The organism is Cupriavidus sp. SS-3, from assembly GCF_035818815.1.
In the GTDB taxonomy this organism is placed as follows: domain Bacteria; phylum Pseudomonadota; class Gammaproteobacteria; order Burkholderiales; family Burkholderiaceae; genus Cupriavidus; species Cupriavidus taiwanensis_C.
Map to the genome: position 1 here is coordinate 77,575 of NZ_JAYLVT010000026.1, position 19,592 is coordinate 97,166.

At 69.3% G+C, this 19,592-nt stretch carries 17 protein-coding genes; 9 read left to right on the forward strand and 8 right to left on the reverse strand.

The genetic code is table 11. From position 1 onward, the window contains the following. Entirely contained in the window at window positions 1-3,297 is a 3,297-nt protein-coding gene (locus U9J39_RS27785) for an efflux RND transporter permease subunit (protein WP_326348646.1), read from the forward strand. Between the two features lie 17 nt (window positions 3,298-3,314). After that, complete coding sequence (locus U9J39_RS27790) at window positions 3,315-4,814, forward strand: efflux transporter outer membrane subunit (RefSeq protein WP_326348648.1); 1,500 nt, start codon at window positions 3,315-3,317, stop codon at window positions 4,812-4,814. On the opposite strand, the gene U9J39_RS27795 is transcribed toward U9J39_RS27790, so the two are convergent. After that, window positions 4,811-5,713, reverse strand: coding sequence for a LysR family transcriptional regulator (locus U9J39_RS27795; protein WP_115679469.1), 903 nt, complete (start codon window positions 5,711-5,713; stop codon window positions 4,811-4,813). The two genes, U9J39_RS27790 and U9J39_RS27795, sit on opposite strands and share 4 nt — an antisense overlap. A gap of 108 nt (window positions 5,714-5,821) precedes the next feature. Here U9J39_RS27795 and U9J39_RS27800 point away from each other — a divergent pair, with 108 nt between their 5' ends. The 7 genes from U9J39_RS27800 to U9J39_RS27830 all read left to right on the forward strand — a co-directional run bounded on the left by U9J39_RS27800 (window position 5,822) and on the right by U9J39_RS27830 (window position 12,575). Beyond that, window positions 5,822-6,286 (forward strand): PACE efflux transporter, encoded by a 465-nt coding sequence (locus U9J39_RS27800; protein ID WP_115708301.1) that lies wholly within the window; start codon window positions 5,822-5,824, stop codon window positions 6,284-6,286. 152 nt (window positions 6,287-6,438) lie between these two features. Then, window positions 6,439-7,692 (forward strand): flavin-dependent oxidoreductase, encoded by a 1,254-nt coding sequence (locus U9J39_RS27805; RefSeq protein ID WP_116312189.1) that lies wholly within the window; start codon window positions 6,439-6,441, stop codon window positions 7,690-7,692. 111 nt (window positions 7,693-7,803) lie between these two features. Then, complete coding sequence (locus U9J39_RS27810; protein WP_326348649.1) at window positions 7,804-8,955, forward strand: ABC transporter substrate-binding protein; 1,152 nt, start codon at window positions 7,804-7,806, stop codon at window positions 8,953-8,955. Further along, entirely contained in the window at window positions 8,952-9,539 is a 588-nt protein-coding gene (locus U9J39_RS27815) for a MarR family winged helix-turn-helix transcriptional regulator (protein ID WP_115708296.1), read from the forward strand. Before U9J39_RS27810 ends, U9J39_RS27815 begins: the two co-directional genes overlap by 4 nt. Before the next feature lie 51 nt (window positions 9,540-9,590). Further along, window positions 9,591-11,228: a D-alanyl-D-alanine carboxypeptidase/D-alanyl-D-alanine endopeptidase gene (dacB, locus tag U9J39_RS27820; protein WP_326348650.1), complete on the forward strand. Its 1,638-nt coding sequence runs from the start codon at window positions 9,591-9,593 to the stop codon at window positions 11,226-11,228. Window positions 11,229-11,415: 187 nt separating this feature from the next. Further along, window positions 11,416-12,252 carry an AzlC family ABC transporter permease gene (locus tag U9J39_RS27825; protein ID WP_115708292.1) on the forward strand — a complete coding sequence of 279 codons (837 nt, stop codon included), beginning with the start codon at window positions 11,416-11,418 and terminating at the stop codon, window positions 12,250-12,252. After that, window positions 12,249-12,575: an AzlD domain-containing protein gene (locus tag U9J39_RS27830; protein ID WP_092307849.1), complete on the forward strand. Its 327-nt coding sequence runs from the start codon at window positions 12,249-12,251 to the stop codon at window positions 12,573-12,575. The genes U9J39_RS27825 and U9J39_RS27830 overlap by 4 nt, the downstream gene beginning before the upstream one ends. A 48-nt stretch (window positions 12,576-12,623) precedes the next feature. On the opposite strand, the gene U9J39_RS27835 is transcribed toward U9J39_RS27830, so the two are convergent. The 7 genes from U9J39_RS27835 to pgk form a co-directional block, all read right to left on the reverse strand. Beyond that, window positions 12,624-13,613: an L-threonylcarbamoyladenylate synthase gene (locus U9J39_RS27835; protein ID WP_115708290.1), complete on the reverse strand. Its 990-nt coding sequence runs from the start codon at window positions 13,611-13,613 to the stop codon at window positions 12,624-12,626. 39 nt (window positions 13,614-13,652) lie between these two features. Further along, window positions 13,653-14,897 (reverse strand): 5-(carboxyamino)imidazole ribonucleotide synthase, encoded by a 1,245-nt coding sequence (locus tag U9J39_RS27840; protein WP_092307845.1) that lies wholly within the window; start codon window positions 14,895-14,897, stop codon window positions 13,653-13,655. 41 nt (window positions 14,898-14,938) lie between these two features. Beyond that, window positions 14,939-15,436: a 5-(carboxyamino)imidazole ribonucleotide mutase gene (gene purE / locus U9J39_RS27845; protein WP_115708286.1), complete on the reverse strand. Its 498-nt coding sequence runs from the start codon at window positions 15,434-15,436 to the stop codon at window positions 14,939-14,941. Window positions 15,437-15,603: 167 nt separating this feature from the next. Beyond that, entirely contained in the window at window positions 15,604-16,512 is a 909-nt protein-coding gene (locus U9J39_RS27850) for a phosphoribosylaminoimidazolesuccinocarboxamide synthase (protein ID WP_326348655.1), read from the reverse strand. Between the two features lie 163 nt (window positions 16,513-16,675). Next, a complete protein-coding gene (gene fba, locus U9J39_RS27855) occupies window positions 16,676-17,740 on the reverse strand; it encodes a class II fructose-bisphosphate aldolase (RefSeq protein ID WP_018008879.1) in 1,065 nt (354 codons plus the stop codon). A gap of 50 nt (window positions 17,741-17,790) precedes the next feature. Then, window positions 17,791-19,227 carry a pyruvate kinase gene (gene pyk / locus U9J39_RS27860; RefSeq protein WP_115679458.1) on the reverse strand — a complete coding sequence of 479 codons (1,437 nt, stop codon included), beginning with the start codon at window positions 19,225-19,227 and terminating at the stop codon, window positions 17,791-17,793. A 91-nt stretch (window positions 19,228-19,318) separates the two neighbouring features. Then, the coding region (gene pgk / locus U9J39_RS27865; RefSeq protein ID WP_326348658.1) for a phosphoglycerate kinase at window positions 19,319-19,592 on the reverse strand (274 nt) is incomplete at its 5' end.

A 19,592-nucleotide genomic window follows, 5' to 3' on the forward strand; every position in this document is an offset into this window, starting at 1 on the left:
ATGAATCTCTCGGCTGCCTTTATCCATCGCCCGGTCGCGACCGCGCTGCTCACGCTCGGCATTTTGCTGGCGGGGCTCGCGGCGCTGCGGCTGCTGCCGGTGTCGCCGCTGCCGCAGGTGGACTTCCCCACCATCTCGGTATCGGCGTCGCTGCCCGGCGCCAGCCCCGAAACCATGGCCGCCACCGTGGCGACGCCGCTGGAGCGCGCGCTCGGCACCATCGCCGGCGTGACCGAGATCACCTCCAGCAGCTCGCTCGGCTCGACCCGCGTGACGCTGCAGTTCGACCTGTCGCGCGATATCGACGGCGCCGCGCGCGACGTGCAGGCCGCCATCAACGCCTCGCGCGCGACGCTGCCGACCAGCCTGCCCAACAACCCGACCTACCGCAAGGTCAACCCCGCCGACGCGCCGATCATGATCATCGCGCTGACCTCGCCGACCATGACGCGCGGGCAGCTCTACGATGCGGCCTCGACCATCCTGGCGCAGAAGCTGTCGCAGGTCGAGGGCGTGGGCCAGGTCACCATCGGCGGCGCCTCGCTGCCGGCGGTGCGGGTGGAACTGAACCCGACTGCGCTGAACAACTACGGCATCTCGCTCGAGGACGTGCGCAACACCATCAGCGCGACCAACGCCAACCGGCCGCTGGGCACGCTGGAAAACGCCAGCAGCAACTGGCAGGTCTACGCCAACGACCAGGCGATGAAGGCGGAAGACTACCTGCCGCTGATCATCCGCTACGCCACCCCGGGCACGTACTCGTCGGCGTCGGCGGGCGCGCTGATCGCCAGCACCGCCAACGCCACCGCCAGCGGCGGCGTCAGCACCAAGGTGGTCAACGGCGTCACCGTGACCACGCTGACCACCAGCAGCGGCACCACCACCATCACCAGCGGCGCCACCGGCGGCACCAGCGCCACCAGCGGCCCCAATTCGTTCGCGGTGCCGGTGCGGCTGCGCGACGTCGCCAACGTGGTCGATTCGGTGCAGGACACCCGCAACGCCGGCTCGGCCAACGGCAAGCCGTCGGTGCTGCTGGTGCTGAACCGCTCGCCCGGCGCCAACATCATCGAGACCGTGGACCGCGTCAACGAGATGCTGCCGCAGCTGCAGAAGATGATCCCGGCGGCGATCTCGATGGACGTGATGATGGACCGCACGCCCACCATCCGCGCCTCGCTGCGCGAGGTCGAGCACACGCTGATGATCTCGGTGGCGCTGGTGATCATGGTTGTGTTCGTATTCCTGCGCAACGTGCGCGCCACCCTGATTCCCAGCGTGGCGGTGCCGGTGTCGCTGATCGGCACGTTCTCGGTGATGTACCTGGCCGGGTTCTCGCTGAACAACCTGTCGCTGATGGCGCTGACCATCGCCACCGGCTTCGTCGTCGACGATGCCATCGTGGTGCTGGAGAACATCTCGCGCCATATCGAGGAAGGCATGAAGCCGCTGGCGGCGGCGCTGCGCGGCGCGCGCGAAGTCGGCTTCACGGTGCTGTCGATGAGCCTGTCGCTGATCGCGGTGTTCATCCCGCTGCTGATGATGGGCGGCATCGTCGGCCGGCTGTTCCAGGAATTCGCGATCACGCTGTCGGTGGCGATCCTGGTATCGCTGGTGGTCTCGCTGACCACCACGCCGATGATGTGCGCGCGCATGCTGCGCCCGGTGGAACCGGAGCAGCAGGGTCGCTTCTTCCGCGCCACCGAGCGCATGTTCCAGTGGCTGCATGACGGCTATGCGCGCTCGCTGTCCACCGCGCTGCGCTTCAGCCCGCTGGTGTGGCTGGTGCTGATCGCCACCATCGCGCTCAACGTGTACCTGTACGTGATCGTGCCCAAGGGCTTCTTCCCGCACCAGGACACCGGGCGGCTGATCGGCTTTATCCGCGCCGACCAGGCGACCTCGTTCCAGGCCATGCGCGGCAAGCTCGACAGCTTTATCAAGATCGTGCAGTCGGACCCGGCGGTGGAGAACGTGACCGGCTTTACCGGCGGCTCGCAGCGCAATACCGGGCAGATGTTTGTCACGCTCAAGCCACTGGCGCAGCGCGAATCGGCCGACACCATCATTGCGCGGCTGCGCGACAAGCTGGCCAAGGAGCCGGGCGCGAGGCTCTTCCTGCAATCGGTGCAGGACATCCGCGTCGGCGGACGCCAGAGCAGCTCGCAGTACCAGTTCACGCTGCAGTCCGACGACCTGGAGGTGCTGCGCGCGTGGGAGCCCAAGGTGCGCGCGGCGCTGTCCAACCTGAAGGGGCTGGAGGATATCGACACCGACACCAACGACAAGGGCCTGCAGACCTCGGTGATCATCGACCGCGACGCGGCCTCGCGCCTGGGCGTGACCGCGCAGCAGGTGGATGCGGTGCTCAACGATGCCTTCGGCCAGCGGCTGGTGTCGACCATCTACCATCCGCTGAACCAGTACCGCGTGGTGATGGAGCTCAGCCAGGAATACCTGCAGGGACCCGAGGCGCTCAAGGATATCTACGTGGTCACCGGCAACGGCAACCGCGTGCCGCTGGCCGCATTCGCGCGCGTGACGCCGAGCAGCACGCCGCTGGGCGTGAACCACCAGGGCCAGTTCGCGGCCTCGACGATCTCGTTCAACCTGGCCGAAGGGACTTCGCTGTCGCAGGCGACCGACGCCATCAACCGCGAGATGGCGCGCATCGGCGCTCCGGAGACGCTGCGCGCCAACTTCCAGGGCGGCGCCAAGGCGTTCCAGGACTCGCTCAAGAGCCAGCCCATTTTGATCCTGGCGGCGTTGATCACCATCTACATCGTGCTGGGCGTGCTGTATGAAAGCTATGTCCACCCGCTGACGATCCTGTCGACGCTGCCGTCGGCCGGCGTGGGCGCGCTGCTGGCGCTGCTGGCCTCGAAGACCGACTTCAGCATCATCGCGCTGATCGGCGTGATCCTGCTGATCGGCATCGTCAAGAAGAACGCGATCATGATGATCGACTTCGCCATCGACGCCGAGCGGCGCGAGGGGCTGTCGCCGCGCGACGCCATCTACCGCGCCTGCCTGCTGCGCTTCCGCCCGATCCTGATGACCACCATGGCCGCGCTGCTGGGCGCGGTGCCGCTGGCGCTGGGCCGCGGCGACGGCGCCGAGCTGCGCGCGCCGCTGGGCATTTCCATTGTCGGCGGGCTGGTGGTGAGCCAGCTGCTGACGCTGTACACCACGCCGGTGGTCTACCTGACGCTGGACCGCTGGCGCCTCAAGGTGAAGGCCTGGCGCCAGCGCCGCCGCAGCGCCGGCACGCCGGACCAGCCGGCCGCCGTCTAGATTTGCGAAGACTCGACATGAATGCTCTTACCCGTTTCCTGTCCCAGGCCCTGCCGGTACCACTGGCATGCGCGCTGCTGCTGGCCGGCTGCGCCGTCGGCCCCGACTACCAGCGCTCCGACGCGCCGATGTCGGCCGAATTCAAGGAAGCCGCGGCCGATACTGCCACCCCGGCCTGGACCGGCGACTGGAAGCCCGCCGAGCCGCAGGATGCGCTGGCGCGCCCCGACTGGTGGACCGTATTCGGCGATGCGCAGCTCGATGCGCTGATGGCCGAGGTGCAGATCTCGAACCAGAACATCAAGGCGGCCGAGGCCCAGTACCGCCAGGCGGTGGCGTCGCTGCAGGCGGCCCGCGCCGGCTTCTTCCCGCTGGTCGATGCGCAGGCCGGCGCCTCGCGCGCGCGCAATGCCACCGGCAACACGCTCAACGGCCAGAGCGCCACGCTGGGCGCGACCTGGGAGCTCGACGTCTGGGGCCGCGTGCGGCGCCAGGTCGAAAGCAGCGAGGCCAGCGCGCAGGCGAGCGAGGCCGACCTGGCGTCGACGCTGCTGTCGACGCAGGCCACGCTGGCGCAGAGCTACTTCCTGCTGCGCGTGGCGGATGCGCAGAAGGCGCTGCTGGACCGCACCGTGGCCGACTACCAGAAGTCGCTGCAGCTGGTGCAGAACCAGTACGCGGCGGGCACCGCGCAGCGCTCCGACGTGCTGCAGTCCGAGACCCAGCTCAAGAGCGCGCAGGCGCAGCAGATCGACATCCAGATCACGCGCGCGCAGCTGGAGCATGCCATCGCCGTGCTGGTGGGCAAGCCGCCCGCGGCGCTGTCATTGGCCGCCGGCGAGTTCCGCGCCGCGCCGCCGCGCGTGCCGGCCGCGGTGCCGTCGCAACTGCTGGAGCGCCGCCCCGACATCGGCGCGGCCGAGCGGCGCATGGCGTCGGCCAATGCGCAGATCGGCGTGGCACAGGCGGCCTACTACCCGACGCTGTCGCTGTCGGCCAGCGGCGGGCTGACCGCCAGCACGCTGGCGCGCTGGATGTCGCTGCCGGACCGGATCTGGTCGATCGGCGGCGGCCTGGCCGGCACCCTGTTCGACGGCGGCGCGCGCCGCGCGGCCAAGGCGCAGGCGGTGGCGGCCTACGACCAGACCGTGGCCAACTACCGCCAGACCGTGCTGGGGGCGTTCCAGGAAGTCGAGGACAACCTCGCCGCGCAGCGGCTGCTGGAACAGGAGGCGGTGGTGCAGAACGACGCACTGCGCTCGGCGCGCGAGGCGCTGGCGCTGGTGAACAACCGCTACCGCGCCGGCACCGCCGGCCTGCTCGACGTGCTGACGGCGCAGACCAGCGCCTACACCGCCGAGCGCACCGCGCTGTCGATCACCGGCCGCCAGTACACCGCGGCGGTGGTGCTGATCAAGGCGCTGGGCGGCGGCTGGCACGCGCAGCCCGCAGGTAGTAGCGGCAGCGCGAGTCCCAGCGTGCCAGCCGCCGCTCCCGCCACCGTCGGCCAGCGCTAGGCGCCGCGCTGCGGGGCATTCGGCAGCGGCTGCGCGCAGATGCGCTCGCGCAGCCAGGTGGCGGCCTTGCCCAGCGGCCGCTGCTTGTGCCACACCAGCTCCATCGCCACCGGCCAGTCCTGCTGCTGGAACGCCAGCGGCGGCGACACCAGCTGCGCCGCGGCCGGCGAATTGGCGACCACGTGCCACGGCACGAAGGCCCAGCCCAGCCCGCGCTTGACCAGCTCCACGATCACCCACTGGCTTTCCACCCACCACACGTCGGCGGCCACGCGCAGGCGCATCTTTTCCTCGCTGTCGGTGCGGGTCGCGACCATCAGCTGGCGGTAGCGCTTGAGCTCTTCCCAGTCGACCCGCTGCGACGCCAGCGGGTGGTCGGGCGCGCACAGGATCTGCATCGGCATCCAGCCGAGCGCATGGAAGCCCAGCTCCGGCGGCAGCACTTCCTGGCGCCACATGATGCCGAGGTCGGCGCCGCCCTCCAGCACCAGCCGGCTGACGTCCTCCATCAGCGGGAACAGCAGTTCCAGCTCCACCGCCGGGAAGCGCCCGGAAAACTCCACCAGCAGCGCACCCAGTGTCTCTTCCGGATAGAGCTCGTCGACCGCCAGCACCAGCCGCGTCTCCACGCCCTCGCCCAGGCTCTTGGCCACGCCGCGGAAATGCTCGCAGCGCTCCAGGATCACGCGCGCCTCGGCCAGCAGCCGTTCGCCTGCGGGGGTCAGCACCGGGTAGCGGCCGGTACGGTCGAACAGCGCGTTGCCGGCATCGATCTCGAGGTTGGACACGGCCGCGCTGACCACCGACTGGGCCTTGCCGAGCCGGCGCGCGGCGGCCGAGAACGAGCCCGTGTCGGCCGCCGCGACAAAGGCCTGCAATTGCTCCAGAGAGAGACTCATACGTAACCCCACCCCTTCATCTATCTGTTATGACGATAGTATCCAACTTGGCAATCCCTGCCCAGCAGATAGACTAGGCACCATCGTATTTGCCCGCAAGGAGAAATCATGCGCAATACCAGGGACCGGATCCGCCATGCCGTGGGCTTCGAGGTGGTCGGCCTGCTGATCTTCGCCCCGCTGGCGAGCTGGGCCTTCGGCTATGAACTGCACCAGATGGGGCTGATCGGCGCGGTCGCCTCGCTGGTCGCCACCGGCTGGAACTACCTCTACAACGTGCTGTTCGACAAGGGCATGCTCCGTTTCACCGGCCAGCTGCGCAAGTCGGTGCCGGTGCGCGTGCTGCACGCGGTGCTGTTCGAACTGGGCCTGCTGGTGGTGTTCCTGCCGTCGCTGGCGTGGTACCTCGACATCAGCCTGATCGACGCGCTCATCATGGACATCGCCGTGGCCGGCTTCTACATGGTCTACGCGCTGGTGTACAACTGGCTGTACGACATCGTGTTCCCGGTGCCGGCGCTCAAGGCGCAGGCCACCTCCCAAGCCAAGCCCGAAGGCACCGCGCTGGGCTGAGCGCGGGTTTTTCCCGACCCCGGGCGCGCCGCGCCGGGGTCTTCCCCGTCTTGCCGCCACCGGTCGAATCGTTATACTCCATAACAAATTCGATTCGCCGGGAGCGGCGCCGCGTGCGCGGCCCCGGCGCGACCTGCACGCGGGGAGACACCATGAAAATCGCAATCGCCGGGGGCGGCATCGGCGGACTGACACTGGCGCTGCTGTGCCACCGCCACGGCATCGAGGCCGAGGTCTGGGAAGCCAGCGAAACGCTGCGCCCGCTGGGCGTTGGCATCAACCTGCTGCCGCACGCCGTGCGCGTGCTGTCCGAGCTGGGCCTGCGCGATGCGCTGGCCGCGATTGCCGTCGAGACCTCGTCCCTGTCGTACTACAACAAGCTGGGCCAGCGCATCTGGCATGAGCCGCGCGGGCTGGCCGCCGGCTATGACTGGCCGCAGTTCTCGATCCATCGCGGCGAATTCCAGATGCTGCTGCACCGCACCGTGGTCGAGCGCCTTGGGGCCGGCGCGATCCATACCGGCCACAGTTTCGAGTCCGTGCTGGATACCGGCGCGCGCGGCCAGGCGCGCTTCGTGCTGCGCCGCCGCGCCGACAACGCCGCGGTCGAGTCCGGCGCCGACGTGCTGGTCGGCGCCGACGGCATCCATTCGGCGGTGCGCCGCCATTTCTATCCCGGCGGCGACCTGCCGCGCTTTTCGCGCCGGCTGCTGTGGCGCGCGGTCACCGAGGCGCCGCCCTACCTGGACGGCCGCTCGATGTTCATGGCCGGGCACCAGGACCAGAAGTTCGTCGCCTACCCAATCTCCGAACCGCTGCGCCGCCAGGGCCGCGCGCTGGTCAACTGGATTGCCGAGCTGCGCGTGCCCGACAGCGTGTCCGACACCCCGCCGCGCAGCGACTGGAACAAGCAGGTCGACAAAGCCGTGTTCCGCGCCCGGTTTGCCAACTGGCAGTGGGACTGGATCGACATCCCCGCGCTGATCGACGGCGCCGAGGCCATCTACGAATTCCCGATGGTCGACAAGGACCCGCTGCCGCGCTGGACCTTCGACCGCGTCACGCTGCTGGGCGACGCCGCGCACCCGATGTATCCGATCGGCTCGAACGGCAGCGCCCAGGCCATCCTCGACGCGCGCTACCTGGTCGACAGCCTGCTCGGCACCCGCGACACCGGCTACGCGCTGCGCGAATACGAGGCCGAGCGCCTGCCGCGCACCGCCGGCATCGTGCTGCGCAACCGCATGAACGGGCCGGAGCAGGTGATGCAGCTGGCCGAGGAGCGCGCGCCGCAGGGGTTCAGCGATATCGACCAGGTGATCCCGCGCGCCGAGCTGGAAGCGATTTCGCTGCGGTACAAGCAGCTGGCGGGGTTCGACCGGCAGTCGATGCAGGGCAAGGCGTAAGGCGATGCCTTGATCTCGACCGCGGGTGTACTCCCTCTTCCGCAAGCGGGAGAGGGAAGCAGACCAGCGGGATGGAAAACACATAAGATGATTCAGACCGAGGAGACAACCATGGCACCCCGAACCCCGACCGAGCTCACCCGCCTCGCGCTGGCCGCCCTGCTGGCCTTCACCGCCACCACCGCCCTGGCCGACATCACCGTCGGCGTCAGCCTGTCGACCACCGGCCCGTCCGCTTCCCTCGGCATCCCGCAAAAAAATACGCTGGCCTACCTGCCGCAGCAGATCGGCGGCGAGCCGGTGCGCTACATCGTGCTGGACGATGCCTCCGATCCGACCCAGGGCGCCAAGGCGGCGCGCCGCTTCGTCGCCGAGGACAAGGTCGACATCATCCTGGGCTCGTCCGCGGTGGCGCCGTCGATCGCGATTGCCGAGGTCGCCGACGAAGCCCAGACCGTACAGCTGGCGTTCTCGCCGATCGAACTCAAGCCCGGGCGCGGCGCATGGACCTTCCGGCTGGCGCAGCCGGTGCGGCTGATGGCCAATGCCGTGGCCGCCACCGCCAAGACCCAGGGCGTCAAGACCATCGGCTTTATCGGCTTTGCCGATGCCTACGGCGAGACCTGGCTGAAGGATTTCACCGCCGCCGCCACCGCCAACGGCATCCGCCTGATCGCCACCGAGCGCTACGGCCGCGCCGACACCAGCGTGACCGCGCAGGCGCTCAAGCTGATCGCCGCCCGGCCCGATGCCATCCTGATCGCCGGCGCCGGCACCGGCGCGGCGCTGCCGCACACCACGCTGCGCGAGCGCGGCTACGGCGGCACCCTCTACCAGACCCACGGTGCGGCCACCAAGGACCTGATCCGCATCGGCGGGCGCCTGGTCAACGGCGCGATCCTGCCCGCCGGCCCGGTGATCGTGCCGGAGCAGCTGCCCGCCGGCGATCCGGTGCGCAAGCCCGGGCTGGACTACGTCACCCGCTATGAAAAGCAGTACGGGGCCGAGACCCGCACGCAGTTCGGCGCCCATGCCTACGATGCCGGGCTGGTGCTCGAGCGCATCGTGCCGGTGGCGCTCAAGCAGGCCCGCCCCGGCACGCCGGCCTTCCGCCAGGCGCTGCGCCACGCGCTGGAAACCGAGCGCGACATCGTGGTCTCGCACGGGGTGCTGAACTTCAGTGCGCAAGACCACTATGGCTTTGACCAGCGTGGTCGGGTTATGGTGACAATAGAGAACGGCAACTGGAAACTGCTCAAATGATTCCCGACGCATCCGGCACCCCGCCCGCCACCCCCGCGCGGCGGGCCCGCACCGCCGCAGCGCCCGCGCGGCGCAGGACGCGCGATGCGCTGGCGCCCGACCCGGCCGCCGGCGACGGCGCCGATGGCGGCTTCGACCCGCATGTGCCGAACATCGACTACGGCGTGCTCGACAACCTCGTCGGCTATGCCATCCGCCGCGCGCAGATCCGCATCTACGAAGACTTCGTGCAGTCGCTGGCGCAATGGCAGATCACCCCGCCGCGCTTCTCGGCGCTGGTGATCATCTCGCGCAACCCGCACCTGAAGCTGACCGAGCTGGCGCAGATCCTCGGCATCGCGCGCTCGGGCGCGGTGCTGCTGGTGGATGCGCTCGAGGCCATGAAGCTGGTGGCGCGCCGCCCCGCCGCGGGCGACCGGCGCGCCTACAGCCTGGTGCTGACCCCGGCCGGCCGCCGCACGCTCGAAGCCGCCACGCAGGCAGTCCAGGCGCACGACGCCCACGTCAGCTCGGCGCTCAGCGAGGCCGAGCAGGCCACGCTGAAAGCGCTGCTGGCACGGCTGGCACCGCCGCGCGCCGGCTGAACCGCCGGACCCGCGGAGCTGTCATCCGCTTGCGGGCGGCCATGCGTTAACATGGCCGCCATGCCAAGAACCCTCGCCGCGCCCACCGCAGCGCGACCCGGCGCGCTGCCGCGCCGCCTGTCGCTATTGCTCTCGTCCATCCTTGCCGCCGTGCTGCTGGCCGGCGGTCCGGCACTGACCCCGGCCTACGCCAAGCCGCCCGCCAAGGCGGCCAAGGCGACCAAGCCCGCCAAAGCACCGAAAGCCGGCAAAGCCGCTGCCAAAGCCGCCACCAGAGCCGCCACCAGAGCCGCCACCGATCCGGCGCTGGCCAGCGCCGGCGTGCCCGCGCCGGTGGCCGCGGCGCTGCGCCGCGCCGGGGTGCCGGCCGCGGCGGCCAGCTTCTATGTGGTGCGGCTGGGCGACAGCACCGCGCGCGCCAGCTGGAACGCGCAGCTGCCGATGAACCCGGCGTCGACCATGAAGCTGGTCACCACCTTCGCCGGCCTGCAGCTGCTCGGGTCCGACTATCGCTGGCAGACCTCGCTCTACGCCGACGCGCAGCCCGGCTACGACGGCACCGTCAACGGCAACGTCTACCTGCGCGGCCACGGCGATCCCAAGCTGGTGCCCGAGGAAATGGCCAAGCTGGTGGCGCGGGCGCGCGCCGCCGGCGCCAACACCATCAACGGCGACCTGGTGCTGGACCGCAGCTACTTCGCCGATGGCCTCGACAGCAACGGCACCATCGACGGCGAGGTGCAGCGCGCCTACAACGTCGGCCCCGATGCGCTGCTGTACGCCTTCAAGACGCTGTCGTTCACGCTGACGCCGGACCCGGCCTCGCAGACCGTGGCGGTCAGCGTCACGCCGGAGCTGGCGCAGCTGAAACTGGACAACCGCCTCACGCTGACCAACGGCCGCTGCGGCGACTGGCAGAGCAGCGCCAGCCCGACCGTGCTGCCGCAGGCCGACGGCACCGTGCTGGCCTCGTTCTCGGGCGACTATTCCAGCGACTGCGGCGAGCACGTGCTCAATATCGCCACACTGTCGCATGTGGAATTCACCTGGGGCGGCTTTGTCGCCGAGTGGCAGCGCGCCGGCGGGCGCTTTGCCCGCCTGCCCGCGCTGCGCAGCGGCAAGGTCCCGCGCGGCGCGGTGCTGCTGGCGCGCCATTACGGCCTGCCGCTGGCGGATATCGTGCGCGACATCAACAAGTTCTCGAACAACGTGATGGCGCGGCAGCTGTTCCTGACCCTCGGCGCCGAGATGGACCGCGGCGGGCCCGCCAGCACCGGCCGCTCGATCCGCGTGGTGCAGCGCTGGCTGGCGCGGCAGGGGCTGGAGCTGCCGGGCCTGGTGCTCGACAACGGCTCGGGCCTGTCGCGCGCGGAACGCATCAGCGCCTATGACATGGCGCGGCTGCTGCAGCAGGCCGCGGCCAGCCCGGTCGGCCCGGTGCTGATCGACTCGCTGCCGGTGCTGGGCGTCGACGGCACGCTGCGCAACCGCCTGACCCGCGCCAGCGCGGCCGGCAGCGGCTACCTGAAGACCGGCACGCTGGCCGATGTGCGCGCGCTGGCCGGCTACGTCGATGCCGCCGAGGGCGGCCGCTACGTGGTGGTGAGCATGATCAACCATGCCAACGCCGCGCAGGCGCAGGAGGCGCACGACGCGCTGCTGCAGTGGGTGTACCGCGGGGCGCATTGACGCCCCGCCGGGCGCGCTGGGGCGCGGGGCCGTGGCCTGCCCCCAACGCCGCGGCGGCATTTTGTTAAGCGCTCGCTTACCAGCCCGCCATCCCACCCTATAATGCCTGGGTGCCGGCGCGTCCTGCGGCGGCAGCCTTCCGGGCCGGCCTGCGGCCCCGGGCCGCATCGCCCCCGCTTCCTCTGACATGACTTCCCCACAACCCCCGGTGTGGTTGCGCCTCTGGCATCGCTTCGCACCCGCCGAACGCGCCGGCTTTATCGACGGCGCGCGCCGCTTTGCCCCGTCGCTGCCCGCGGTATTTTCCTGGGGCCTGGTCACGGGCGTGGCCATGAGCAAATCCGTGCTGACCGTGCCCGAGGCCATCGGCATGTCGCTGCTGGTCTACGCCGGCTCGGCGCAGCTGGCGGTGCTACCGCTGTTCGCAGCAGGGCTGCCGCTATGGACCATCTGGCTGACCGCGGCCATGGTCAACCTGCGCTTCGTCATCTTCAGCGCCGGCATGCAGCCGCATTTCAGCTACCTGACGCTGGCGCGGCGCACGGTGCTGGGCTTCTTCAACGGCGACCTGCACTTCGTCTACTTCCTGCAGAAGTACAGCACACCGGGCTACGAGCCCGGCAAGGAAGGCTACTTCTGGGGCATGGCACTGACCAATTTCTGCATGTGGCAGGTGTCGTCGATCATCGGCATCGTGCTGGCCAGCCTGTTCCCTGACAGCTGGGGCCTGGGCCTGGCCGGCACCATGGCGCTGATCCCGGTGATGATCGCCACCATCAATTCGCGCTCGACGCTGATGGCGGTGGTGATTTCCGCGGTGCTGGCGCTGCTGTGCTTCGACCTGCCGTACCGGCTGGGGCTGGTGGTGGCCGTGGTGGGCGCGATTGCCGCCGGCATGGCCAGCGACGAACTGGCCGCGCGCGCCGCGCTGCGCGGCATCCAGCGGCGCAGGCAGGCACCGCTGGCCAAGCCCGCTTCCAAGCCAGCGCCCGAGCCGGCGGACGTACCGGGAGACCGCGCATGAGCCATACCGAAGTCTGGATCGCGCTGGTCGGCATGGCGGTCGTCACCGTGATCACGCGCGCGCTGTTTCTGATGGCGGGCGAACACATCACCGTGCCGGACCGCATCCAGCGCGCGCTGCGCTATGCGCCGGCGGCGGCGCTGGCCGCCATCATCCTGCCGGACCTGATGACCTGGCAGGGGCATTTCACCGTGGCGTTCTCCAACTACAAGCTGATGGCGGGCGTGGCCGCGACGGTGTTCTACCTGCTGACCAGGAAGATGGTGGGAATGATCGTGGTGGGGATGGCGGTTTATACGGCGTTGCGGTTGCTGGGGGGGTGAGGGCCGGCGGATCGACCAGGTCAGGCCAGCGGCAAACCCCTGTCCGCCCTACCCCCCAAACGCCGCCGCCGCCCGCTCCAGCCGGTCGCGCACTCCGGCCCAGTCCTGCCCCTCGGGCAACACCTCGAACACCAGCTGCGTATACCCCTGCCGGTCGAGCTTGCGCAGCAGCCGGTACAGCTCCTGCGCATAGGCGGCGGCATCGGCAGGCGCCTGCACCCAGGTGCAGCGCTGGTCCGCCAGCGGCGCGCGCCCGACCCATGCCACGCGGGCATCCGCCGGCAGCGCTTCCAGGCGCGCGGCGGCGGCCTGCGCATCGGCCAGCAGCAGCGGCGTGTGCGGCGCGTAGTGGGCCTTCAGCGTTCCCGACGCACGCGGCGCGGCGGCGTCCGGCGGCAGCGGGGCTTCGCCCAGCACCTGCGCGAGCATCCCCACCGTGACCGCGCCCGGGCGCAGAAGCACCGGGCCGATGCCCTGGTCCAGCCGCGACAGGTCGACGATGGTCGATTCGATCCCGACCTCGACGCCATCGCCCTCCAGCACATAGACCGCGTCGCCGAATTCCTCGCGCACATGCTGCGCGGTGGTCGGGCTGACCTGGCCGAACTTGTTCGCGGAAGGCGCGGCAATGCCGCCGCGGCCGCGCTTGAAGCGCGACAGCAGCGCCTGCGCCACCGGATGCGACGGGCAGCGCAGGCCGATGCTGTCCTGCCCGCCGGCGACGGCGGCATCGATATGCGCGGCGCGCTTCAGGATCAGCGTCAGCGGGCCGGGCCAGAAGGCGTCGATCAGCTGCTGCGCGGCCGCGGGCACGTGGTCGGTCCAGTAGCCGATGTCGGCACCGTCGACCACGTGCACGATCACCGGATGGTTCGACGGCCGGCCCTTGAGCGCGAAGATGCGGCCGACCGCCGCGGGGTTTTCTGCGTCGGCGCCAAGGCCGTAGACGGTCTCGGTCGGGAAGGCGACCAGTTGCCCGGCCTCGAGCAGGCGGACGGCTTCATCCAGTTCGGCGGCCGTGGGCGTGCGCGGCGACATCGTGTTCCTTCAAAGGGTGGCGTGGCGGTCGGCGGAAATTCAGAGCGGGATGTGCAGCGCCTGCGCGGCCGCCTGGAAAGCGGCGTCGGCGGCCTCGGCATGCTCGCCGATGCAGTTGACGTGCCCCATCTTGCGCGACGGGCGCGCATCGCTCTTGCCGTACAGGTGCAGCTTGGCGCCGGGTTGCGCCACCACCTCGTCCCAGGCCGGGGTGCGTTCCAGCCCGAACTCGAACCACACGTCGCCCAGCAGGTTCAGCATCTTGCCGGCCGAATGCTGGCGCGTGCTGCCCAGCGGCAGCCGCGCCATGGCGCGCACCTGCTGCTCGAACTGGCTGGTCTCGCAGGCATCCATGGTGATATGGCCGGAATTGTGGGGGCGCGGCGCCATTTCATTGGCGACCAGCGAACCATCGGTCAGCACGAAGAACTCGATGCACAGCACGCCGACATAGCCCATTTCCGTGGCAATCGCGGCGGCGGCGGCGCGGGCGCGCTCGGCGATCTCGGGCGAGACGCTGGTCGACGGCATCTCGGTCGAGAACAGGATGCCGTCGCGGTGCACGTTCTCGGCCAGCGGCCAGGTGGCGGTGGCGCCGTCCGCGCCGCGCGCGGCCAGCACCGACACCTCGTACGCCAGCGGCAGCATCTGCTCCAGCACGCACGGCACATGCTGCATCGCCTTCCACGCGGCGCGCACGTCGTCGCGCGTCTTCACGCGCGCCTGGCCCTTGCCGTCATAGCCCATGCGCGCGGTCTTGAGGATGCCGGGCAGCACGTGGTCGGGCAGCTGGTCGACGTCGGCGTCGTGCTGGATCACCCAGTGCGGCGCCGTCGGCACGCCGGTGCGCTCGGCGCACGCGGCAAAGAACTTCTTCTCGCCGATGCGGTTCTGCGCGATCGACACGCAGTAGCCGCGCGGCGCGACAAACGCGCCCAGCTGCTCGAGCCGGTCCAGCGACAGCGACGGCACGTTCTCGAACTCGGTGCTGACCGCCTGGCACAGCTTGCCCATCTCGGCCAGCGCGGCCTCGTCGGTGTACTGCGCGCAGATATGCTTGTCGGCGACCACGCCGGCCGGGCTGTCCTGGTCGGGATCGAGCACGCATACGCGATAGCCCATCGCCTGCGCCGCATGCGTGAACATGCGGCCGAGCTGGCCGCCGCCGAGCATGCCCAGCCACGCGCCGGGCAGGATGGGCGCGTCGGGACGGTCGACGCCGAACTCGGCGCGCGATTCCGGCGTGTGGGCTTCGGAGAGGTGGGGATGGATATCGGTAGGCATTGCTCGGTTCCGTGTCGGTCCGGAGAGTTACAGCGGCAGCATTACAGCGGCAAGGTCATGGCGCGCGCGGCTTCGGTCTGCTTGGCGCGGAAGGCTTCCAGCGCAGCAGCCAGCGCGTCGTCGGTAGTGGCCAGCGTGGCGATGGCGTGCAGCGCGGCGTTGGCCGCACCCGCCTCGCCGATGGCGAAGGTGGCCACCGGCACGCCCTTGGGCATCTGCACGATCGACAGCAGCGAGTCCTCGCCGCGCAGGTACTTCGACGGCACCGGTACGCCGAACACCGGCACGATGGTCTTGGCGGCGATCATGCCGGGCAGGTGCGCGGCCCCGCCGGCACCGGCGATGATGGCGCGCAGGCCGCGGCTGCGCGCGCTCTCGGCATAGCGGAACATGTCGTCGGCCATGCGGTGCGCGGACACCACCTGGGCTTCGAACGGCACGCCGAAATCCTTCAGCATCGCCACGGCGTGCTGCATCACGTCCCAGTCCGAGCTGCTGCCCATGACGACGCCGACCAATGGCTTATCTTGCTTGCTCACGTTTGATCCTTGCTTGTTTGCTCCCCTCTCCCGCTGGCGGGAGAGGGGCGGGGGTGAGGGCCGGGCGGCTCTCGACGCGTGGTGCCTTGCCAAACCACCCCTCACCCTACCCTCTCCCCATGAGGGGAGAGGGAAACACCGTCGGCTTGCGGGAAGCCGGGGGAAACTTACTTCAACTCTTCACCCGTCAGGCGCGTCAGCGCCTCGCGGTACTTCGCCGCGGTCTTCTCGATCACGTCGTCCGGCAGCTGCGGCGCCGGCGCGGTCTTGGGCCACGGCTTGCCGTCGATGCGCACCGCCTCCAGCCAGTCGCGCACGAACTGCTTGTCGAACGACGGCGGGTTGGTGCCCACCTGGTACGAATCTGCCGGCCAGAAGCGCGACGAGTCGGCGGTCAGCACTTCGTCCATCAGCGTCAGCACGCCGTTGTCGTCCAGGCCGAACTCGAACTTGGTATCGGCGATGATGATGCCGCGCGTGGCGGCGAACTCGGCCGCTTCCTTGTACAGGCGGATCGAGATCTCGCGCATCTGGCGCGCCAGCGCGATGCCGATGCGGCCCTCGACCTCGGCGAACGAGATGTTCTCGTCGTGCTCGCCCATCTCGGCCTTGGCGGCCGGGGTGAAGATCGGCTCGGGCAGCTTCTGCGCGTTCTGCAGGCCCGGCGGCAGCTCGATGCCGCACACCTTGCCGGTGGCCTGGTAGTCCTTCCAGCCGCTGCCGGCGAGGTAGCCACGCACCACGGCCTCGACCAGGATCGGCTTCAGGCGCTTGACCACCACCGCGCGGCCCTTGACCTGCTCCACTTCATCCGCGGCCACCACGGTCTCGGGTGCGATGCCGGTCTCGTGGTTCGGCACGATGTGCGCGAGCTTGCGGAACCAGAAGTTCGCCATCTGGTTCAGCACGCGGCCCTTGTCGGGGATCGGCTCGCCCATGATGACGTCGAACGCCGACAGGCGGTCGGTGGTGACGATCAGCAGCTTGTCGTTGCCGACGGCGTAGTTGTCGCGCACCTTGCCGTGGCCCAGCAGCGGCAGCGAGTTGATGGAGGACTGGTAGAGAGCGTTGGTCATGATGGTTCCGATCGAACGGAGGTAAAGCACAGCGTCTGCAAAAAACACTGACGCTTAAAAATGCGTCGTCCCCGCGGAAGCGGGGACCCAGTGACTTTTGCCTTTGGTCAGCGCCGCGTTAAAGACGCTGGGCTCCCGCCTGCGCGGGAACGACGATTGAAACTTACTGCACGACCTGCGCCAGCTTGCCCGACTTGTACTGCTGCGCGATCTCGCTCAGCGCCACCGGCTTGATCTTGCCGGCCTGGCCTTCGCAGCCGAACGCCAGGTAGCGCGCCTTGCACACCTGCTTGGCGGCTTCGCGGGCCGGCTTCAGGTATTCGCGCGGATCGAACTTGCTCGGGTTCTCGACGAAGAAGCGGCGGATCGCGCCGGTCATGGCCAGGCGGATGTCGGTGTCGATATTGATCTTGCGCACGCCGTACTTGATCGCTTCCTGGATTTCCTCGACCGGCACGCCGTAGGTTTCCTTCATGTCGCCGCCGAACTTGCGGATCTCTTCCAGCAGTTCCTGCGGCACCGACGACGAGCCGTGCATCACCAGGTGGGTGTTGGGGATGCGGGCGTGGATTTCCTTGATGCGGTTGATCGCCAGGATATCGCCGGTGGGCTTGCGGGTGAACTTGTAGGCGCCGTGCGAGGTGCCGATGGCAATGGCCAGCGCGTCGAGCTGGGTGGCCTTGACGAAGTCGGCGGCCTGCTCGGGGTCGGTCAGCAGCATCGAGTGGTCCAGCTTGCCTTCGGCGCCGATGCCATCTTCTTCTCCGGCTTCACCGGTTTCGAGCGAGCCCAGGCAGCCCAGCTCGCCCTCGACGGTCACGCCGATGGCGTGCGACAGCTGCACCACCTTGCGGGTCACGTCGACGTTGTATTCGTAGTCGGCCGGGGTCTTGCCGTCTTCGCGCAGCGAGCCGTCCATCATCACCGACGAGAAGCCCAGGTCGATCGCGGCCTGGCAGATCGCCGGCGACTGGCCGTGGTCCTGGTGCATCACCACCGGGATATGGGGATAGGCTTCGACCGCGGCTTCGATCAGGTGGCGCAGGAAGTGCTCGCCGGCATATTTGCGGGCGCCGGCCGAGGCTTGCATGATCACCGGAGCGTTGACCTCGTCGGCCGCCTGCATGATGGCCTGCACTTGCTCGAGGTTGTTCACGTTGAAGGCCGGCAGGCCGTAGCTGTTCTCGGCTGCGTGGTCCAGCAGCTGGCGCATCGAAACGAGTGGCATGTCTAACTCCTAAATGAAAATGGGATGTCTCGGTATTCTTCTGTCGGCGCTCAATGCCCCACCCTGACGATCTTCAGGGTGTTGGTACCGCCCGGCTGCCCCATCGGCTCGCCGATGGTCAGCACGATGAAATCGCCCCGCTGCACCACGCCCTGCGCCAGCAGCAGCTCCTCGGCCTGCTCCAGCGCGGTATCGCGGTCGGTGCTCGACTGCAGCGGCAGCGGCACCACGTTGCGGTACAGCTGCATCTTGCGCTGCGACGCCAGGTTGGGCGTCATCGCGTAAATCGGTACATGGATGCGGTGCCGGCTCATCCACAGCGCGGTCGCGCCGGAATCGGTCAGCGCCGCGATCGCCTTCACCTGCAAATGATAGGCGGTGAACAGCGCCCCCATCGCCACCGACTGGTCGATGCGCGAAAAGGTCTGGTTCAGGAAATCGGTGTCGAGCTGCACCACTTCGGACTTCTCGGCCTCGATGCAGACCGCGGCCATGGCCTCGACGGTCTCGACCGGATAGCGGCCGGCGGCGGTTTCAGCCGACAGCATCACCGCGTCGGTGCCGTCCAGCACGGCATTGGCCACGTCCGAGACCTCGGCGCGCGTCGGCACCGGGTTGACGATCATGCTTTCCATCATCTGCGTCGCGGTGATGGTGAGCTTGTTGGCCTCGCGCGCCAGCCTGATCATGCGCTTCTGCAGCGCCGGCACGGCGGCGTTGCCGACTTCCACGGCCAGGTCGCCGCGCGCCACCATGATGCCGTCGGAGGCCTGCAGGATTTCTTCCAGCACGCCCGGATGAATGGCCTCGGCGCGCTCGATCTTGGCGATCATGCGGGCCCGGTGGCCGTGCGGCTGGCCGGCCACGGCGGCCAGCTGGCGCGCCATTTCCATGTCGGTGGCGTTCTTGGGAAAGCTCACCGCGAGGTAGTCCGCGCCCAGCGCCATGGCGGTCTTGATGTCCTCCATGTCCTTGGCGGTCAGCGCCGGCGCCGACAGTCCGCCGCCCTGGCGGTTGATGCCCTTGTTGTTGGACAGCTCGCCGCCGACGCGCACGGTGGTGAAGATCTCGTTGCCCAGCACGCGGTCGACCACCAGCACGATCAGGCCGTCGTTAAGCAGCAGCAGGTCGCCCGGGCCCACGTCGCGCGGCAGGTCCTGGTAGTCCAGGCCGGCGCGCTCTTCGTTGCCGAGCTTGCAGTTGGAATCGAGGATAAAGGGCTCGCCCGGCTTGAGCAGGACCTTGCCGTGCTCGAACTTGCCCACGCGGATCTTGGGACCCTGCAGGTCGGCCATGATGGCGACCTCGCGCCCGCATGCCTGCGCCGCCTCGCGCACCAGCCGGGCACGGTCGAGATGGTCCTGGGCGGTGCCGTGCGAAAAGTTCAGCCGCACCACGTCGACCCCCGCCGCGATCATGCGCGTCAGGATTTCCAGCGAGCTGGAGGCGGGGCCGATGGTGGCGACGATCTTGGTGGAACGGGTCATGCGGGGTTTCCTGGTTTCAGCGCTCGATGGCCCGACGGCCGGTTGGCGCGACCGGCGGGCCCACGGCTCCGCCAGGCGCGGGGCGGATGCGTCAGCCTGCGGCGCGCTGCTCCAGCACTTCGAAGGCGGGCAGCGTCTTGCCTTCCAGGAATTCCAGGAACGCGCCGCCGCCGGTGGAGATATAGCCCACGCGGTCGGCAATGCCGTACTTGGCGATGGCGGCCAGCGTGTCGCCGCCGCCGGCGATCGAGAACGCCTTCGACTCGGCGATGGCCTGCGCCAGCACCTTGGTGCCGTTGCCGAACTGGTCGAACTCGAACACGCCCACCGGGCCGTTCCAGACGATGGTGCCGGCGGCCTTGAGC

Excerpts from the sequence above, each read along its gene's own strand:
- U9J39_RS27795 (WP_115679469.1), bottom strand. The coding sequence starts at position 5,713 with ATGAGTCTCTCTCTGGAGCAATTGCAGGCCTTTGTCGCGGCGGCCGAC.
- fba (WP_018008879.1), bottom strand. The coding sequence starts at position 17,740 with ATGCCACTCGTTTCGATGCGCCAGCTGCTGGACCACGCAGCCGAGAAC.
- dacB (WP_326348650.1), top strand. The coding sequence starts at position 9,591 with ATGGCCGCCATGCCAAGAACCCTCGCCGCGCCCACCGCAGCGCGACCC.
- U9J39_RS27835 (WP_115708290.1), bottom strand. The coding sequence starts at position 13,613 with ATGTCGCCGCGCACGCCCACGGCCGCCGAACTGGATGAAGCCGTCCGC.
- U9J39_RS27850 (WP_326348655.1), bottom strand. The coding sequence starts at position 16,512 with ATGACCAACGCTCTCTACCAGTCCTCCATCAACTCGCTGCCGCTGCTG.
- U9J39_RS27840 (WP_092307845.1), bottom strand. The coding sequence starts at position 14,897 with ATGCCTACCGATATCCATCCCCACCTCTCCGAAGCCCACACGCCGGAA.
- U9J39_RS27830 (WP_092307849.1), top strand. The coding sequence starts at position 12,249 with ATGAGCCATACCGAAGTCTGGATCGCGCTGGTCGGCATGGCGGTCGTC.
- U9J39_RS27825 (WP_115708292.1), top strand. The coding sequence starts at position 11,416 with ATGACTTCCCCACAACCCCCGGTGTGGTTGCGCCTCTGGCATCGCTTC.
- U9J39_RS27790 (WP_326348648.1), top strand. The coding sequence starts at position 3,315 with ATGAATGCTCTTACCCGTTTCCTGTCCCAGGCCCTGCCGGTACCACTG.
- U9J39_RS27815 (WP_115708296.1), top strand. The coding sequence starts at position 8,952 with ATGATTCCCGACGCATCCGGCACCCCGCCCGCCACCCCCGCGCGGCGG.
- U9J39_RS27800 (WP_115708301.1), top strand. The coding sequence starts at position 5,822 with ATGCGCAATACCAGGGACCGGATCCGCCATGCCGTGGGCTTCGAGGTG.
- U9J39_RS27805 (WP_116312189.1), top strand. The coding sequence starts at position 6,439 with ATGAAAATCGCAATCGCCGGGGGCGGCATCGGCGGACTGACACTGGCG.
- U9J39_RS27785 (WP_326348646.1), top strand. The coding sequence starts at position 1 with ATGAATCTCTCGGCTGCCTTTATCCATCGCCCGGTCGCGACCGCGCTG.
- pyk (WP_115679458.1), bottom strand. The coding sequence starts at position 19,227 with ATGACCCGTTCCACCAAGATCGTCGCCACCATCGGCCCCGCCTCCAGC.
- U9J39_RS27810 (WP_326348649.1), top strand. The coding sequence starts at position 7,804 with ATGGCACCCCGAACCCCGACCGAGCTCACCCGCCTCGCGCTGGCCGCC.